This is a genomic window from Flavobacterium panacagri (assembly GCF_030378165.1).
GTDB classification, from domain to species: Bacteria; Bacteroidota; Bacteroidia; order Flavobacteriales; family Flavobacteriaceae; genus Flavobacterium; species Flavobacterium panacagri.
The window spans coordinates 3,033,374-3,050,844 of the sequence record NZ_CP119766.1 but is presented as its reverse complement, the minus strand read 5'-3'; the positions used below and the strand labels follow the sequence as shown (position 1 = coordinate 3,050,844).

Genomic DNA, 17,471 nt, shown 5'->3' with positions numbered 1-17,471 from the left:
AACAACCATTTACTTTTTAGATAGCAACTTAACTAAATGAATTATCTACTACCCTTACTTTCTGTACTTTTAGGATATAGTGTGGCTTTGTTTATTAAACCCAAAAGCAAAACCAATTTAAAATTACTACTGGCTTTCAGCGGTTCTTTTTTATTGTCTCTAACTGTGATGCATTTACTTCCGGAAGTTTATGCTTCTCACAATCATAAAATAGGAATCTTTATCATGGTCGGAATCCTGTTTCAGATAATTTTAGAATTTTTCTCCAAAGGAGCCGAACACGGACACGTTCACGGACATGCAAAAATGTCTCAGATTCCGTGGCTTCTTTTTATTAGTTTGTGTATTCATGCCTTTTTAGAAGGTTTTCCTGTAAGTCATCATCATGATTTAGCCATCGGAATTGCCATTCATCATTTACCGATTGCCGTAATTCTGACAACATTTTTCATCAATGCCGACTTAAACAAAAAAGCTATTTTTGCTTTTATGCTGGTTTTTGCCATCATGACACCGCTTGGTACAATTGCCTCCGAATATTTATCTTTTTTAAACGATTATTACACGGAAATTACAGCCATTGTAATCGGAATTCTATTTCATATATCCTCTACAATTATCTTTGAAAGCAGTGAAGGACACAAATTCAACATTGCCAAAGTATCCATGATTGTTCTCGGAATTTTATTAGCATTCTTTTTATAATTTGGGCGTGCCCAAATTTACAAAAGGCGCTATTTAACAAACCGCTTATGTGCGCCTTTCGCAAATTCGGTCGGGCTATCCGGGCTACTTCGGTAGCTTCCTCCTATCCCTCACGCAAAAAAACGGATAAAAAAATACCTAACAGTCCCGAAGCTTCGGGACTGTTAGGATAAATCATTATCTAATTATCAAATTGACTAATTATCTAATTTAATTCCCCGTTCTCTTCTTCTCATCCTGATTTCCAAAAGCGCGTTCTTTTACATTGATTTTATTATTTCCAAAATTGTAAACCACCGTTAAACGAGCAAATCGATTACTTTCTTTTTGACTGTAAACTTGTTTTACTCCATTTACAATCGAAACATCATTTTTCAAATAAGAAGTATAGAAAATATCATTTATCAAAAAGGAAATCTGCATTGCTTTATTCAGCAAATCTTGTTTAAATCCAATATTTAAACTCGACGTATAACCTGTATCATACAAGCCACTTTTATAAGGCGATGTATAACTGAAATCAAGCTGCAGTTTTGTTGTTTTACCTAATGAAAAGGAATTGTTCGTTGAAAAATCTAGCTGAAGACCGTTTACAGGCGTTGCATTGATATCTTTTATAAATTTAATATCTGAACCTAAAAGATACAATGAATTCTCACTTTCCCACCAATCTGCAAAACTTACCGAATAAGTCTCTCCAATTCCGTAATTAAGACCTTTAAAATAATTCTCTCTCGAAATAATCTGTGTCATCGTCTCTGGATTTGAGGTAAATATTACGCCATAACCATCTGTAATTGCATTCAGGAAAATACTGGTTCTCAAGATTTTTTTATAGGAATGTGCTAATTCAAAATTATCACTAAAAGATGGTTTCAAAAACGGATTTCCCTCTGAATAACTATTACTGCTAATATAAACTCGAAACGGATTCAGCATCGAGAAACCAGGTCTGCGAATTCTCTTTCCATAATTGAAACTAAATCTATTATTTTCATTTTTCTCATAAGAAGCAAAAAAGGTTGGAAACAACTTGAAATAATTATTGATGGTTTCTTGATTCAACGTTTCAGAAAAACCTTTTGTCTGTGTATTTTCTAAACGTAATCCCAATTGAAAATTCCATTTCTCATTGATTTTTTTATCTCCGTTTATATAAACCGCCTGATTATTTTCTGTATACCTAAATTGATTGGTCTGATTAGGATCTAATTCCGGAGTTCCTGTAATCGTATTGTAAAAAGCCACATCACTATTACTTTTTGTAAAACTCACTTTTGCTCCATAAGATAAATTCAATGCTTTAAGCGGATGTTCCATATCTGCCTTGAAACTCACATTATCAATATTCTGACTCGAAAGATTTCTACCTGACTGATTTACATCAACAAAAGTTCCGTCTGCTTCATAATTATCGGCAATAAAATCTCTGTCAAATTTTGAATTATAACTAAAATAATCAGCATCAAAAGATAGTTTACGGTTTAAAGAATCGAGTTTTGTAATTAAATGCAAATTATAAGTCTGATTACCAGATTTTCTGTCTAAAAAGCTTTCATTAAGAATATAATTACTTAGTTCATTTTGAGCATTATAGTTATTAATTCGAATATTTGAATCGAAATCTGGATTACTTTTATCTTTTAAAATCTGAAAACCAATTGTCGTTTTCTCTGAAAAATCATAATCTAAAGCCAATTTTCCAGATAGGCTTTCTTCATTAAATTTTGTTACAGCTTTCATTTTCGAAGGCCCTTCAACAAAATACATATCAAGCGTTTCTTCTAGATTTCTATAGCCTGCTTTTCCATTAATACTAGCCGAAAATCGAAACTTATCTTTATTATAAAAGAAATTATTTCTTAAAGCATAAATTCCGTACTTATTTTGATCATATGAAGCCGTAGTGGTGTTTTTCCATGAATTGCGAGCTCCTTTTTTCATCACCACATTAATCAATCCTCCATCTCCTTCAGCTTCATATTTTGCAGATGGATTACTTATGATTTCAATATTTTTAATATCGCTTGCCGAAATAGATTTTAGGAAATTATTCAGTTCTTCTCCCGTTAATTCCACCATTCTTCCATCAATCATAACTCTCGAAACTCCTTTTCCCAATATGTTGATGGCATTATTCTTTACTACAACTCCAGGCGCCGTATTTATCGCGCTTAAAGCATCGCCTCCAGCAGTTGTTGCATTATTTTCTGGATTATAAACCAATCGATCTATTTTTTGTTCGATTGTCTTTTTTCTAGACTGAATTACAACTTCTCCTAAATTTGTTGCCGTTCCAATCATAATAATTGTGCCTAAATCTATGTCTTTCTCAACAGTGATTTCTTTTCTGTAATCGGAAAATCCTAAAAGGGTTATTTCTATCAGGTACGAACCTTTTTTAAGATTCATTTCGAAAACCCCTTCTTTTTGAGTTGTCGTTCCATCAATAATTTTCCCTTCTGAATTTAAGATTGAAACATCTGCCCATTCTAAAGGTGTTTTTTCACTGGCTATTTTTCCTTTTAACTTAAATGACTGTGCCAAACAAAATAAAGGCAATACTAAAAAGATTAAAAGAGTTACTTTTTTCATGATTTCTAATTTTTAAACTTGTTTCGATTAATTTGAAGCAAAGTTGCCTTAGAAATTTTCGGATTTCGACCGAGAAAAAAAAGTCGAACCATTTTCTGCTAAAGAAATTGGTTCGACTTTATTAGAGTTGAAGTTCGACTTTTTACAAAACCTTTATTTTCAAGTGTTTCTATAAGCTGTCGGCGTTAAATTGGTATATTTTTTAAAATAGGTATTAAAAGATGATTTCGAATTAAAACCTACTTCGTATAAAATTTCTAAAATAGTCAAATCATTTTTTAAAGGATTTTTCAAGATACTCATGGCTTTTTGAATACGGTATTCATTCACAAAATCAAAAAAATGCTGATTGATATGATGATTAATCAAAATGGACAAATCCCGAACAGGAATATCAATCTGATTCGAAAGTTCCTGAATGGTAAGCGACGGATCAAGAAATGGCTCTTTTTCATTCATATATTGTTTCAATACGGCTATTTGTGCAGCAATCGCTTCATTTTGATTCTCTTTTATTTGAACCGTTTCATTATGCTTATGCAGCATATCTTTTGTCAGTTCTAATTTTGAATCGATACCTCTAAAAAGCTCTGGATAATTCAACGCATTCAAAACGAACCAGCAGGTCACTACTAAGGCCAAAAACTGCATCATAACATTGGCCCAAATCCATAGTGAATTGAAATCTGTATATCGCAGACTATTTTTTGCCATCGATAAATAATACAAAGCAAAAACTACGGCAGCTAACTGAAACAACCATTTGAAAATAGAAGTTTTAGGATTCGCATAATTTTCCTGATAGAGTTCTCTATATTTCTTTAAAACAAAAAAAACCGCAATACTATAAATTACAATCTGAAAACCTAACATTAACTGAAAACCGTACAATTCTGGCATTTGACTGCGATGGTCATAAAACTGTCTTTTTTCAGCATCACTCAAAAGGTAGAGTCTTGTAGTAAATGCCACATTTGTAATAATAAATGGAATTGCATGAAGTAAATGTCTGGTTTTTAAGCGAAAATCCGTAAAACAAACTGATACGATGTACAAATAGAAAACCGGAAGTGTCAAAGCGCAAGTAGTCCATCTGAAAAATTCCAAATTAAAATGGGATTTCACAAAATCATCACTAATAAAAATCCCAATATTATCAATTGCAAAAAACAGCAAATACAAAGCGAAAAGCCTGTTTGCCAACTTATTTTTGGTCTTTACAGTGAGTAAAAAGAATGCTAGTAATAACGAAACAAAAACTGAAATCCAGCTCATAACATTCAAAAGGCCGTCTATATTCATCATTCTTTCTATAGGTTATTCAACAAATATACTATTTTAGTCTTTCTTCGTATTTACAGAGGCAAGACTTTATTAGGAAGCATTTCTGTAAGCTGTCGGAGTTAGATTGGTGTATTTTTTGAAAGAAGTATTAAAAGAAGATTTGGAGTTAAAGCCTACTTCGTAAAGGATTTCTAGAACTGTAAACTCATTTTTAGACGGGTCTTTTAAAATAGACATCGCTTTCTGAATACGATATTCATTCACAAAATCAAAAAAATGCTGTTTCATATGATGGTTAATCAAAATAGACAAATCACGAACTGGTATATTAATTTGATTTGCTAATTCTTGTATAGTCAACGAGGGATCCAGAAAAGGTTCTTTTTCGCTCATATATTTTTTCAATGAAACAATTTGAGTATTAATCAAATCATTCTGCACATTTACAGATTCTGATTTTTCCTCGACATCAGGCAGGATATCTTTAGTCAATTTCAACTTAGAATTAACTCCTCTAAAAAGTTCAGGATGATTTAACGCCTTCATGATAAACCAGCAGGTTACAAATAAAGCAATACTGCCTACCAAGACATTAGCCCAAAGAAATATCTCTCTGAAACCACTATAGCGTATTATATTTTTTAGAGCTACAATAGAATGCGCTGCCAGAAAAACACAAGTCATCTGAAAAAGCCATTTATATGTTGCTATACTTGCATTGGTATAATTTTCTAAATAGATTTCTTTGTACTTCTTCAAAATCAGAAAAACACTGATGATATAAAATGCATATTGAAATTCAATCAAGACTTGAATAAAATAAATCTCCGACATCTGATTGAGAACACCTATAAAACTTCCTTCGTTAATACGCATGTATATTCTCGGAATAAAAATTAAATTGACAACAACAAAAGGCAATACATGCCATAAATGTTTCCATTTTAACTTAAAATCAGAATAACAGACAGCCAATACATACAGGTAAAATATAGGCATTGCCAACAAGCAGAAAGTTGATCTGAAAATTTCTAGACTTCTGTGATCTTCGGTATACAAATACATAAAAAAACCGCTGAGATCAATTGCGGAGAAAATAAAAAAGAAAGCAAACAACCGATTTGCCAGTTTATTTTCGGTTTTTACAGTGAGTAAAAAAAAGGCAAGCAATAAAGAAACGAAAACCGAAATTCGAGCTATTCCCTGTAATAAATCTAATTTGTCCATTTATTTAGTTAAAATAATAAACAAATATAATATTTTAGCCGGTGTAACAATGGCTATAAAAAATCGTCTCTAATAACAAAAAAACAAATAAAATGAAGATTATAAACCTTTGAACTTTGCAAGATTGGGATAAAATATATTAATTTTGGCGAGTCTAAATAATGATAAAATGACATTTACGAAAACTACGGAACAATCTTCAAAATATGAACATTTAGAAAAAATGTCTGTTCATGAATTGTTATCAAACATTAATCAAGAAGATAAAACTGTTCCTTATGCGGTGGAAAAAGCTTTGCCACAAATAGAAGCTTTAATTCCGCAGATCGTCTCTAAATTAAAATTAGGAGGCCGATTATTCTATATAGGTGCAGGAACTTCGGGCCGACTTGGTGTTGTTGACGCATCAGAATGTCCTCCTACGTTTGGAGTTCCGTTTGATTTGGTAAATGGTATCATTGCGGGAGGAGATACAGCCATAAGACGTGCAGTAGAAAATGCAGAAGACAGTACTACAAATGCCTGGATCGATCTTCAAAATCATAATATTGATTCTAATGATGTCGTAATTGGAATTGCTGCTTCTGGAACAACTCCTTATGTTATCAGCGGTTTAGAAGCTTGTAATCAAAACAATATTATTACGGGTTGTATTACTTGTAATGCAGGAAGTCCGTTGGCTTTAACAGCTCAATTTCCTATTGAAGTTGTCGTTGGCCCGGAATTTATTACCGGAAGTTCCAGAATGAAAGCAGGAACAGCTCAGAAACTAGTTCTAAATATGATTTCAACCGCTGCCATGATTCAGCTTGGAAAAGTGAGAGGAAACAAAATGGTCGATATGCAGTTAAGCAATATCAAACTGGTTGACCGTGGTGTAAAAATGATTATGGATGAAATTCCCGTTTCTTACGAGGAAGCTTCAGAATTATTAAAAAAATATGGCAGCGTGAGAAATGCTGTTGATAATTATAATAAGTAAAGAATTTTACTACTTGGTAGTTTAACCGCAAGGTTCGCCAAGATTTACGCAAGGTTCGCAATGTTTTTTCTTAAGCTTTGCGAACTTTGTGTTTTATTTAAAGTTTTCAATGTAAAAAAACTTTGCGAACTTTGCGGTTAAATACAAGTCCAGCAACTTGAAACTAAAAAAACCTGAAACCTGAAACTAAAAACATGGCAACAAATAAAGAATTACTACGAAAAGGAGTTAAATATCTAACGGGCGCTCTGCCTTTGATGTTTTTGGGGCCATCAATGATTTATAATGCTTTTATGAATCAGCATACGAATTGGCATTACCTTGTTTTAGGAATTGGAATTGTGGCTTGCCTTAGCTCAATGTTTTTAATCTTTTTGGGATTGAAAATTATTATGAAAGGTATATTTAATGACTAATTTGTATCTTTACTAAAATTCTTTGTTATGGATATACAAGCAGAAATAAACTGGATTCATCAAGAAATTGATAAAGTAAAAGATCCTTCTTTTGTTGAAAAACTAAAGCATCTTTTACAATCAATAAATAATACCACAATTGATTCAGATGCATCTTATAATATGGATATTGAAAGTGCCTTAGATAATATAAAAAAAGGCAATTTTTATACCGAAGATGAAGCTAAAGAAATTGCAAAAAAATGGGGAAGGAAATAATTTGGTCAAGCAATGCTTTAAACCAGTTAGAAGACATTCATTTTTACATTTTCTTTGAAAGCAAATCCCTCACTATTGCTGACAAAGTGGTCAATACTATTTTTGATAGTACTGAAATACTAAAAACACAACCTGAAATCTATAAACTTGATAAACAAAAAACCAATAATGATGGGAGTTTTAGAGTTTATTCTGTTTACGATTATGCTGTTTCTTATCAAATAACGAAAGAAAGTATCTACATACTTCGAGTTCGTCACAATGCACAAAAACCTAAAAAATATTCATGGAAAGTCTAATTCACATTCAGAAAACATTCGAGAAAGTTGTTTACATCGACAAAAAAATAAACAATCGGGAGTTTGAAGATTGTGTGTTTAAAAACTGTGATTTTTCGAGCAGTAATTTTGGTTCCAACACTTTTTTAGACTGCGAATTTATCGACTGTAATTTGTCTATGACAAGTTTAGCAGGAACGAGTTTAAAGAATGTTACTTTTAAAAACTGCAAACTTCTTGGAATCGCTTTTAATGAATGTGACGATTTCTTATTTCAGGTTTATTTTGAAGATTGTGCTTTGGATTATGCTTTGTTTTCGAATAAAAAAATGCCTAAAACCAAGTTTATCAATTCTTCGGTAAGAGAAGTCACTTTTATTGGAACCAACTTAACGAGTTCTCTTTTTGACAATTGCGATCTTGATGGTGCTATTTTTAACGAAACACAACTAGCCGGAGTCAATTTCAAAACGGCGTATAATTACAAAATTGATCCCGAATTCAATCCGATGAAAAAAGCGCAATTTTCTACAGAGGGAATTGTTGGGCTTTTGGATAAATATGACATTAAAATTGTATAGTTTTTTTAAGCCACGAATTCACGAATTTTATCTAAAAATAATTCTTGAATTCGTGGCTTAAAAACTTATTTCTCAATTGTCCGCAATGCTTTTTTAATAATGTAGAGCGTTTCTTTTGTCGGACTTTCGGTTTTCCATTTTTCACTTAAATCCTTTACAAAATCGGGTCTTGTTTTACTGGTATCATTAAGCCAGTTCCCTACACTATCCTGCACATATTTAGAAGAATCAGACTTTAAGGCGTTTAAAATCTTTAAACCTAATTCCGGTTCTTTTTTCAATTGTTCAATATGTTCGCACCAAACTCCTCTCGGTCTTATTGATTCAGTTGCAAAACGTCTGATATTTTCATCTTCACTGGAAGTCCAACTTAATAATATTTCAAGGCTTTCCTCTAAATTCTTTATAATACTGGAGCGAATTGCCAGCCATGAAATTTCTCTGACACCAAAATGTTTATCGGCTGACAGAAACTGAATTTGCTGTAACATTTCTTCAATTGTCAACTCTTCTTTTTTTCCAATTGTATAAGCAGACCAACATCGAACCAAATCCGATTTATGTTTCGAGATTATCGAAAGTATCTCAGTATCCTTATTAAGAATTGATTCGGTCAGTATTCCTGTTCCTATTGCTTCATTTATAGTATTTACGGTTTGTTTTTTCAAATTTCTGATATCTGTTAAAATAGGTTCCAGATAGTCCATTCGGTCAGACTCTTTCAAAACATTTTCTAAAAGTTTAGTTTGATTCACAGCAAGCCATTCAACCAGATTGGCTGTTTCGATTTCACCTTTATTTAGCTGTTCTAAAACTGAAGTCGGAATATCTTTTGTCGATCGCGCTCCTTTACGTTTTATTTCGTTCATAGTTTTTAATTTGACACAATCAATCCTCTATTATCCTTAAAATTTTGATTATTTTTGTAAATATCGGAAAGCTTGATAACACTGGCAATACCGCATATTTTTATCCCATAGGGATATAAAAGTCAATTTTATGCAAACAAAGGAACGAAGTACTGAAAATAAAATTTGTCCATTAGAAATTGCTGTAAACACCATTAGCGGAAAATGGAAAATTCCTATTGTATGGCAGATTAATGAAGGTAAAAAAAGACCAAGCGAATTTTTAAAAGGCATTGCAAAAGTCGATCGACGGGTTTTAAACCAGCAATTAAGCGAAATGGTCGAAGATGGCATATTGATAAAACAATCTTTTAATGAACTTCCGCCACGAGTTGAATATTCTCTGACCGAAACAGGAAAACAATTAGTAGAAATTCTCTGGAAACTAAACGATTGGGGGAAAATATTGATTTCTGAAAATAAAGTTGAGCTATAATCCAAAATCTTTGCACCATGAAAACGGATGAATCTTATTTAGAAAGTGCCAAAAAGCAATTTTTGTATTATAAAATGCTTGGTGAAAAAGCGATTGATCAGCTTGAGCCTTCACAGCTTTTTGTTTCGTTTAATGATGATACCAACAGCATTGCAACCATTATAAAACACATTTCTGGCAATATGCTATCGCGATGGACGAATTTCTTAACTTCTGACGGTGAAAAAGAATGGCGAAACCGCGATGCCGAATTTGAAAACGATTTACAATCTAAAGAAGAAGTTCTGGAAGTCTGGAACAAAGGTTGGAATTGTCTCGAAAATGCTTTAGAAAGTTTAAAACCCGAACAGCTTTCGGAAATTATTTATATTCGAAATGAAGGTCATACGGTAATTGAAGCCATCAATCGTCAATTGGCACATTATCCGTATCATCTTGGTCAGATTGTTTTTTATGCCAAACAATTAAAAAACAGCGAATGGAATAGTTTATCGATTCCGAAGAATAAATCCGGAAATTATAATGCTGAAAAGTTTGCCAAAGAAAAAGAAATCAAGAACTTTACCGATGAGGAATTAAAAAGATTGAAATAATCCCCAAACATGAAATCAAAAGATAACGAAACGCATCATTTTCTGCCTAGTGGCGAATGGGAAGGATTTTATTGTTACTCTAATTCACCTTCACAACATAAAATGTCTATTGAATTAAGTTTTGCGAATTCAATTATTACCGGTTCCGGAATTGATGATGTGGACTCATTTCGATGGAACGGTTCTTATAATTTGGAACAATTTAAACTGAAAATGGTCAAAACTTATCCAACACATATCATTAATTATGCTGGAGATATAGACGAAAACGGCATTTGGGGGCTTTGGGATAATCCTGAAGACTTGAGTTTTTTTGCTGATTTTTCGCCAAACATTTTTCAACAAGCTCTAGCAATGACAAAAGGAGGTTTTCATATTTGGCCAAAAGCTTCAAAAAGCGAATCTAAAGAGGAAATGAGAGAAGAAGTGAAAGAATCTAAAAAACTCAAAGAATTTTATATTCAAAAAGTCTAGATTATAATACAAGTGTTTCTTGTTATCCTAATGCCCTAGCCCCGATTGCAATGGAAATCCTTTTTATTTTTTCTTTAAAAATAAAAAGATTAAAATGGAAAGCGGGATTAGCTCCTAAAAAACAACTTAATTAAAATGAAAAAAATACTATTCTTATTTCCTGTTCTAACTTTAGTTTCATGCTATAATACAGAACACAACTGCAAAGATTTTAAAACCGGAAAATTCAAATTTGAAACAGAAGTAAACGGCGTTAAAAAAACGACTTTTTTTGAACGCAAAGAGGATATTGAAATCGAAACTTTTGAAGGGAAAACAGATACAGCAACCATTCGCTGGGTAAGTGATTGCGAATATGTGCTACAGAAAAAACATCCAAAAAACATGGCGGAAGAAAAAGCTATCAGCATGAAGATTTTAACGACTTCTAAAGATTCTTATACTTTTGAATTTGGCTTGGTTGGCTCTGAAGAAAAGCAACGCGGTACTGTTCATAGAGTCTATTAAATTATATAAGTTTTTTTTGCCACAAAGGCACAAAGACGCCAAGGATTTATTTCTTTGGGACTTTGTGCCTTTGTGGCAAATTATTATAATGTGTTTCTTTTACATTTCTATTTTAAATAGTACTTTAGGACTTTAATCTAGCCACATGAAAAATACCATTTCGCAGAGAGTTGCTGACTTTTTAAAAGGATATCCGCCGTTTAATTTTTTGCATCAGAAAGATTTAGAAAAGCTGTCTGAACAGATTTCAATTATATATAAAGAAAAAGATTCGGTAATTTTTGCTGAAAACGATAAAACACACGATTCGTTTTATGTGGTACATAAAGGTGCAGTTGCTTTGAAAAAAAGCACTAAAAATACCGTTCTGGATATGTGTGATGAAGGCGATATTTTTGGGCTTCGCCCGCTTTTAGCGCAGGAAAACTATATTATGGAAGCGGTAGCGCATGAAGAAAGTATTTTATACGCTATTCCGATTGCTGTTTTTAAACCTTACGCATTGGAAAACCGAAATGTTGGTAATTTCCTGATTGAAAGTTATGCTTCTAATACGCGAAATCCGTATTCTGATATTCATAAAGACAAATTATATGGTGATGATCTGTTGAATGAAAATCTGCATTCTAACAATCATTCCTTTGATTTAACGCCGATAAAATATTCTAAAAAAATCGTAACCTGCAGTCCTTCAACAACAGTTAAGGAAATTGCTAAGATTATGAGTAAAAAGAAAGTTGGAGCGATTTTGATTGTAGATGAAATGCTTCCGATTGGTATTTTGACCGATAAAGATCTTCGAAATAAAATTGTTACCGGCGATTTTCCGATTACGACGACTGCCGAAACGATAATGACAAAACCGGTAATTACATATCCTAAAAAAATGACGGTTACCGAAGCACAAATGGCGATGATGAAAAGTAATATCAGTCATTTATGTTTAACGAAAGACGGAACGGTAAATACCAAAGCAGTCGGAATTTTATCGAAGCATGACGTTATGGTGGCGCTTGGAAACAATCCTGCCGTTTTGATAAAAGCGTTAAAACGTACCAAAAAAATTAAGGAAATAAAGCCGATTCGCAACCAAATCATGCAGTTGCTTCAGGGTTATCTCGATCAAAATATTCCAATGACTTTGATTACTAAAATCATTACTGAACTGAATGAAGCCTGTACAACTCGCGTTATCGAAATTTGTATCGAAAAAATGAGCAGTCCGCCTCCTGTAAAATTTGCCTGGCTGGCACTTGGAAGTCAGGGACGTGGTGAACAAATGCTTCACACCGATCAGGATAATGCTATTGTATATGAAAATGTAAACGAAGTTTTTAGGGATGAAACCAGAATCTATTTCCTAAAATTTGCCGGACTTGTTAATAAAGGTCTTTTTGAAATTGGCTACGATTACTGCCCGGCCGATATGATGGCGTCGAGTCCAAAATGGTGTATGAGCCTTGACGACTGGAAAGCTCAGGTGCATCACTGGATCACCAATCCTGGTAAAAATGAAGTTTTACTGTCGTTCATTTTCTTTGATTACAGCAAAACGTATGGCGATTCTGAAATCGTAAACGAATTATCTGATTCTATTTTTGAAAACGTAAAAGCGAATCCGATTTTTTATATGCATTTGGTGAGTGGTGCTTTGCAAAGTCCTTCTCCTACTGGTTTCTTCAGACAATTTTTGGTGGAACAAGACGGGGCTAACAAAGACAACTTTGACATTAAACGAAGAGCTTTAATGCCTTTAACCGACGCCGCACGTCTTTTAATTTTATCTCATTCGGTAAAAGGAATAAGTAATACGGCAGAACGTTTTGAAAAATTGGCTGAACTGGAACCTAATAACAGAGAATTGTATTTATCGTGTTCGTATTCGTTTAAAGCCTTATTAAAATTCAGAACCAAACAAGGATTATTACATCATGATTCGGGTCAGTTTATCGAATTGGAATCTTTAACGAAAATGGAAAAGATTAAACTGAAACGTACTTTTAAAACCATTAAAGAGCTTCAGGAATTAATTTCAGTACGTTTTAATATCTCAAATCTGGTATAATAATGAGTTTATTCAATTTTTGGAAAAAAGAAGAACATAATTTCTTTGATGAAAGCGTCACAATCGAAGAAACTCGTTTTGTGGTTTTAGATACTGAAACTACTGGTTTTGATTACGATAACGACCGAATGTTATGCATTGGCGCACTAGTTCTTCAAAACGGAATTATTAATGTTCAGAATAGCTTTGAAGTCTATCTTGAACAAGAACATTATGACAAAACTACAGCACAAATTCATGGTATTTTAAAAGATCTGCTGGTAAAACGTCCCACAGAACTCGAAGCTTTACAACAGTTTTTAGAGTTTCTGGGAGATTCTATTATTATTGCACATCATACTATTTTTGATGTTACCATGATTAATAAAGCTTTGGAAAGAAACGGACTTCCTCAATTAACCAATAAAACTTTAGACACTGCTTATTTATATAAAAAGACTTTGATTCAGTCGCATTTATTTGAACGAAAAGATCATTACACTTTGGATGATTTAGCTGATAAATTTGATATTTCAAAAAAAGACAGACATACTGCTTTAGGCGATGCTTATATAACTGCAATTGCATTTCTTAAGATTGTAAAGAAGCTAAAAGAGAAGAAAGCAACCAATTTGAATCAGCTTTTTAAACCTCTTTAAGATTTTTTTAAGAGTCTTAAATTTACATTCACAATCTTAAATTTACGATTTCATAATACAAGACTTACAATTATTAGCATTAAGAAAAAATTAACATAACCTGTATTTTGTTTTAGAGAGATAGCTTTGTTCTATCAAAAAAAAAACAGAAACAATTATGAAAACTAACCTTCTTAAATCTATTGCTTTATTTGGAATAGCAAGCCTTTCCTTAGTAAGCTGCCAAAATGATGACAAAGATTCGAAAAACGATGTTAATGCCAACATCGATTTTACTTCACAATCTAAAATTCCTGCGTTTGTATACGCAATGCCTGGTTTTGAAAACCTAAAAATCAGCACTTTAATTGCAAGTACAGATGTTCTTCCACAATCTCCTACCTTTAAATACGGGCCACAGCCAGATGGTGCGGGATTAATGAGAGATCCAAACGGAGATGGTTACATTATGATTACCAATCACGAAATTATTCAGTCTGTTTCCAGAGTATATTTAGATAAAACATTCAAACCTGTAAAAGGCGATTACATCGTTGATGGTGTTGGAGGTTTAACACGTTTGTGTTCTGCAACTTTGGCAACTCCAGAAATTCACGGATTTGGCCCTATGTTTTTAACTGCAGGAGAAAGTGGTCAGGAAAGTATGGTTCACGGAATTAATCCGTTAGGATTAGCTTCAGATAAAGCCAGAAAAGACAGGGTTTTACCTGCTTTAGGAAAAGCTAGTATGGAAAACGCTGTTCCACTTCCAAAAGAAGCTTATCCAGGAAAAACAGTGATTTTAATTGGAGAAGATCAATCATATGCAACTTCTCACGTAAGTGCTGGTCAGTTGATCATGTATGTAAGTACAGTTGGAGATTTATCTAACGGAAAATTATACGCTTTAAAAAGAACTGACGGAAATCAGGTTGAAACGACTATTACATTAAACAATTCTTATCCAGTTGAATTTGTTGAAATTCCAAATGCTAAAAATCTAACAGGAGCTGTAATCAATACAACCGTTAATGACTTAAAAGCGATTCGTTTTTCAAGAGTTGAAGATGTAGATTACAGAAAAGGAAGTGCAAACAATAATAGAGAAATTTACTTTACAGCTACAGGTCAGGCAACAAACAATGCTCCAGTTGACGGATATACGATGTGGGGAAGAGTTTATAAACTAAAATTGGATGCTTCAGATCCATTGAAAGGAACTCTAGAATTAGCTGTTGAAGGCGACAGTACTCCAGGAACTGGAATTATCAATCCGGATAACTTATGTGTAACTGAAAACTTCGTTTACATTCAGGAAGATGGCGACAGTTATTATGCCGATGCTAAACACGATTCTTATATCTGGCAATATAATATCGCTACAAAACAGAACAAAGCGTGGTTAAATATGAACCACAAAAGAACAGATGTAGCTTGGAATACGCTTTACAACCAATCTGGAGAAATGAAATTTGGAAGCTGGGAATATGGTGCTATGGAAGATATTTCAGATATCATTGGTGTTCCTGATACGTTCACGGTAAATATCCATCCTCACACTTGGCAGAATAAAGACTTTGAAAATGCTGACGGTTCGGGAACTCAAAGCAATAGAGAGGGCGGACAAACTGTAATTATTAGAAACGTACAACGATAATAATTTCATTCAAATCATTAAAACAACCCTTATTTTTCGATAAGGGTTGTTGCTATTATAATACTATTATGAAATTAAAGCACTTTACTTTTTTATTCTTTGCACTTTGTCTGTTCTTTTCCTGCAAAGAAAATGAAGCTTCGAAACCAACCATTAAACAAGAACTTCTTGTTGATTTAAGTAAACTGAATAATGAAATTGTTCAGTTTCATAAACTTGTATCCAACAATTCACCGCAGAAAGAAATTATAGCTCAATTTAAAAAATCACGTCTGGCTTATAAGAAAGTCGAATGGGCAATTGAATATTTTATTCCTGAAACTGCCAGATTTATGAACGGCCCTGCTTTGGACGAAATGGAACTGGAAGAAAACAGATCTTTTGAGCCTCATGGTTTTCAGGTAATGGAAGAAATGATTTATCCGGAATATGACAGCAAAAACAAAGAAGATTTAATACGCGAATTGAATATTTTTAAAGCAAATATTAAACAGCTTGAAAGTACTTTTGAAGTCATTACTATTAGTGACGATTATGTTTTGGATGCCATTCAGCAGAATGTTTTCAGAGTTATTGCTTTGGGAATAACCGGTTTTGATAGTCCAATTTTACAGTCTTCAATTCCGGAAGCAGGAGAAAGCTTAATTTCTATTCCAGAAACACTTGAAAAAATTAATGCTAATAATAAATCATTATCTGCTTTAAAAGAAATCACTAAAAAAGCACAAAAGTATTGTACTGATAATACTAATTTCAATGCTTTTAATCGTGCTGTTTTTATTAGCGAATACCTCAATCCGATTTCTAAAAATTTAAAAGCTTTTCAGAAAGAAGAAAATATCAAAAATGTAAAGAAAAACAGTCCGCTAAAACCCACAATTGAAACTTTATTTGACAAAGATGCTTTTGATGTAAATGCTTTTGTACTTTCTGAAGAATATAATTATACCAAAGAAAAAGCGGTTTTAGGAGAAAAATTATTTTATGATAAAGGTCTTTCCAAAAACAATGACCGAAGCTGTGCAACCTGCCATAATCCTGAAAAGGCTTTTACAGACGGCTTAAAAACCAACGTATCCTTGACTGGAATGAATTTACCACGAAATACTCCTACTCTAACCTATGCCTCTCTACAGAATGCCCAATTTTGGGATATGCGCCAATTGGATTTAGAAAAACAGAGTGTTGATGTGATTCAGAATAAAGATGAAATGCACGGCTCAATGGAAAACATTCATGCCAAAATTCAGCAAGACAAAGAATATGTTGCGCTCTTTAAAAAAGCCTATCCAAAAAACGCAAAAACAGAAGCCTGGCAGATTCAAAATGCCATTGCCAGTTATGTCCGTTCTTTAAATGCTTTCGATTCGAGATTTGATGAATACATACGTGGAAACAAAAATGCCTTAAACAACGAAGAAATTGAGGGAATGAATTTGTTTATGGGAAAGGCAAAATGTGCTACTTGCCATTTTACACCTTTATTTAATGGAACAGTTCCGCCAAGTTATTCCAAAACCGAACACGAAGTTATTGGAACTCCAAGTGAAGCTTCTGGAAAGAAATTAAGCCCAGACAAAGGACGTTATATATACAATCAAATGCCACAATTAGTTGGCGCTTTTAAAACGCCAACGGTTAGAAATTCGGCTGTTACAGCTCCGTATATGCATAATGGAGTTTTTAAAACGCTGGAAGAAGTCGTTTCTTTCTACAATAAAGGAGGCGGAATTGGTTTGGGTTACGAAGTAGAAAATCAAACACTGCCTTTCGATAAACTGAATTTGACTGTCAAAGAAGAAAAAGCGCTTGTTGCTTTTATGAAAACACTTACGGATAAAAAATACCAGTAAAACCAAAATAAAACCTCAATTCAACAAAAACGCCG

At 33.1% G+C, this 17,471-nt stretch carries 18 protein-coding genes; 14 read left to right on the top strand and 4 right to left on the bottom strand.

The features are described 5' to 3' along the window. The first annotated feature begins 36 nt into the window (after window positions 1-36). Entirely contained in the window at window positions 37-705 is a 669-nt protein-coding gene (locus tag P2W65_RS13520; RefSeq protein WP_289657999.1) for a ZIP family metal transporter, read from the top strand. 210 nt (window positions 706-915) lie between these two features. Here the strand turns inward: P2W65_RS13520 and P2W65_RS13515 are convergent, their stop codons facing one another. The 3 genes from P2W65_RS13515 to P2W65_RS13505 all read right to left on the bottom strand — a co-directional run bounded on the left by P2W65_RS13515 (window position 916) and on the right by P2W65_RS13505 (window position 5,811). Next, a complete protein-coding gene (locus P2W65_RS13515) occupies window positions 916-3,300 on the bottom strand; it encodes a TonB-dependent receptor (RefSeq protein WP_289657997.1) in 2,385 nt (794 codons plus the stop codon). A 159-nt stretch (window positions 3,301-3,459) separates the two neighbouring features. Next, entirely contained in the window at window positions 3,460-4,605 is a 1,146-nt protein-coding gene (locus P2W65_RS13510; protein WP_289657995.1) for a helix-turn-helix domain-containing protein, read from the bottom strand. Window positions 4,606-4,674: 69 nt separating this feature from the next. Next, window positions 4,675-5,811, bottom strand: coding sequence for a helix-turn-helix domain-containing protein (locus P2W65_RS13505; RefSeq protein ID WP_289657993.1), 1,137 nt, complete (start codon window positions 5,809-5,811; stop codon window positions 4,675-4,677). 169 nt (window positions 5,812-5,980) lie between these two features. Between P2W65_RS13505 and murQ the strand changes: the two genes are divergently transcribed. From murQ to P2W65_RS13480, 5 genes are all read left to right on the top strand, one after another. After that, complete coding sequence (gene murQ / locus P2W65_RS13500) at window positions 5,981-6,793, top strand: N-acetylmuramic acid 6-phosphate etherase (RefSeq protein WP_289657991.1); 813 nt, start codon at window positions 5,981-5,983, stop codon at window positions 6,791-6,793. A gap of 194 nt (window positions 6,794-6,987) precedes the next feature. Next, complete coding sequence (locus P2W65_RS13495; protein ID WP_276174345.1) at window positions 6,988-7,209, top strand: DUF6095 family protein; 222 nt, start codon at window positions 6,988-6,990, stop codon at window positions 7,207-7,209. 27 nt (window positions 7,210-7,236) lie between these two features. Further along, window positions 7,237-7,467: a hypothetical protein gene (locus P2W65_RS13490; RefSeq protein WP_289657987.1), complete on the top strand. Its 231-nt coding sequence runs from the start codon at window positions 7,237-7,239 to the stop codon at window positions 7,465-7,467. Then, on the top strand, window positions 7,452-7,766 hold the full coding sequence (locus P2W65_RS13485) for a type II toxin-antitoxin system RelE/ParE family toxin (protein WP_289657985.1): 315 nt from the start codon (window positions 7,452-7,454) through the stop codon (window positions 7,764-7,766). The genes P2W65_RS13490 and P2W65_RS13485 overlap by 16 nt, the downstream gene beginning before the upstream one ends. Continuing rightward, window positions 7,754-8,326: a pentapeptide repeat-containing protein gene (locus P2W65_RS13480; protein WP_289657983.1), complete on the top strand. Its 573-nt coding sequence runs from the start codon at window positions 7,754-7,756 to the stop codon at window positions 8,324-8,326. The genes P2W65_RS13485 and P2W65_RS13480 overlap by 13 nt, the downstream gene beginning before the upstream one ends. A gap of 65 nt (window positions 8,327-8,391) precedes the next feature. Here P2W65_RS13480 and P2W65_RS13475 read toward each other — a convergent pair whose 3' ends face one another. Further along, window positions 8,392-9,195, bottom strand: a complete 804-nt coding sequence (locus tag P2W65_RS13475) for a DNA alkylation repair protein (RefSeq protein ID WP_289657980.1) — start codon at window positions 9,193-9,195, stop codon at window positions 8,392-8,394. Window positions 9,196-9,325: 130 nt separating this feature from the next. Between P2W65_RS13475 and P2W65_RS13470 the strand changes: the two genes are divergently transcribed. The 8 genes from P2W65_RS13470 to P2W65_RS13435 all read left to right on the top strand — a co-directional run bounded on the left by P2W65_RS13470 (window position 9,326) and on the right by P2W65_RS13435 (window position 17,436). Further along, entirely contained in the window at window positions 9,326-9,670 is a 345-nt protein-coding gene (locus tag P2W65_RS13470; RefSeq protein WP_289657978.1) for a winged helix-turn-helix transcriptional regulator, read from the top strand. 17 nt (window positions 9,671-9,687) lie between these two features. After that, window positions 9,688-10,263: a DUF1572 family protein gene (locus tag P2W65_RS13465; RefSeq protein WP_289657976.1), complete on the top strand. Its 576-nt coding sequence runs from the start codon at window positions 9,688-9,690 to the stop codon at window positions 10,261-10,263. A gap of 9 nt (window positions 10,264-10,272) precedes the next feature. Continuing rightward, a complete protein-coding gene (locus P2W65_RS13460) occupies window positions 10,273-10,737 on the top strand; it encodes a hypothetical protein (protein ID WP_289657974.1) in 465 nt (154 codons plus the stop codon). Window positions 10,738-10,872: 135 nt separating this feature from the next. After that, on the top strand, window positions 10,873-11,244 hold the full coding sequence (locus tag P2W65_RS13455) for a DNA topoisomerase IV (protein ID WP_289657972.1): 372 nt from the start codon (window positions 10,873-10,875) through the stop codon (window positions 11,242-11,244). A gap of 145 nt (window positions 11,245-11,389) precedes the next feature. Then, window positions 11,390-13,309, top strand: a complete 1,920-nt coding sequence (locus P2W65_RS13450) for a DUF294 nucleotidyltransferase-like domain-containing protein (RefSeq protein WP_289657970.1) — start codon at window positions 11,390-11,392, stop codon at window positions 13,307-13,309. A 2-nt stretch (window positions 13,310-13,311) separates the two neighbouring features. Continuing rightward, complete coding sequence (locus P2W65_RS13445) at window positions 13,312-13,947, top strand: 3'-5' exonuclease (protein WP_289657968.1); 636 nt, start codon at window positions 13,312-13,314, stop codon at window positions 13,945-13,947. A gap of 157 nt (window positions 13,948-14,104) precedes the next feature. Next, on the top strand, window positions 14,105-15,583 hold the full coding sequence (locus tag P2W65_RS13440) for a PhoX family protein (protein WP_289657966.1): 1,479 nt from the start codon (window positions 14,105-14,107) through the stop codon (window positions 15,581-15,583). Window positions 15,584-15,651: 68 nt separating this feature from the next. Beyond that, window positions 15,652-17,436: a cytochrome-c peroxidase gene (locus tag P2W65_RS13435; protein ID WP_289657964.1), complete on the top strand. Its 1,785-nt coding sequence runs from the start codon at window positions 15,652-15,654 to the stop codon at window positions 17,434-17,436. Window positions 17,437-17,471 lie beyond the last annotated feature (35 nt).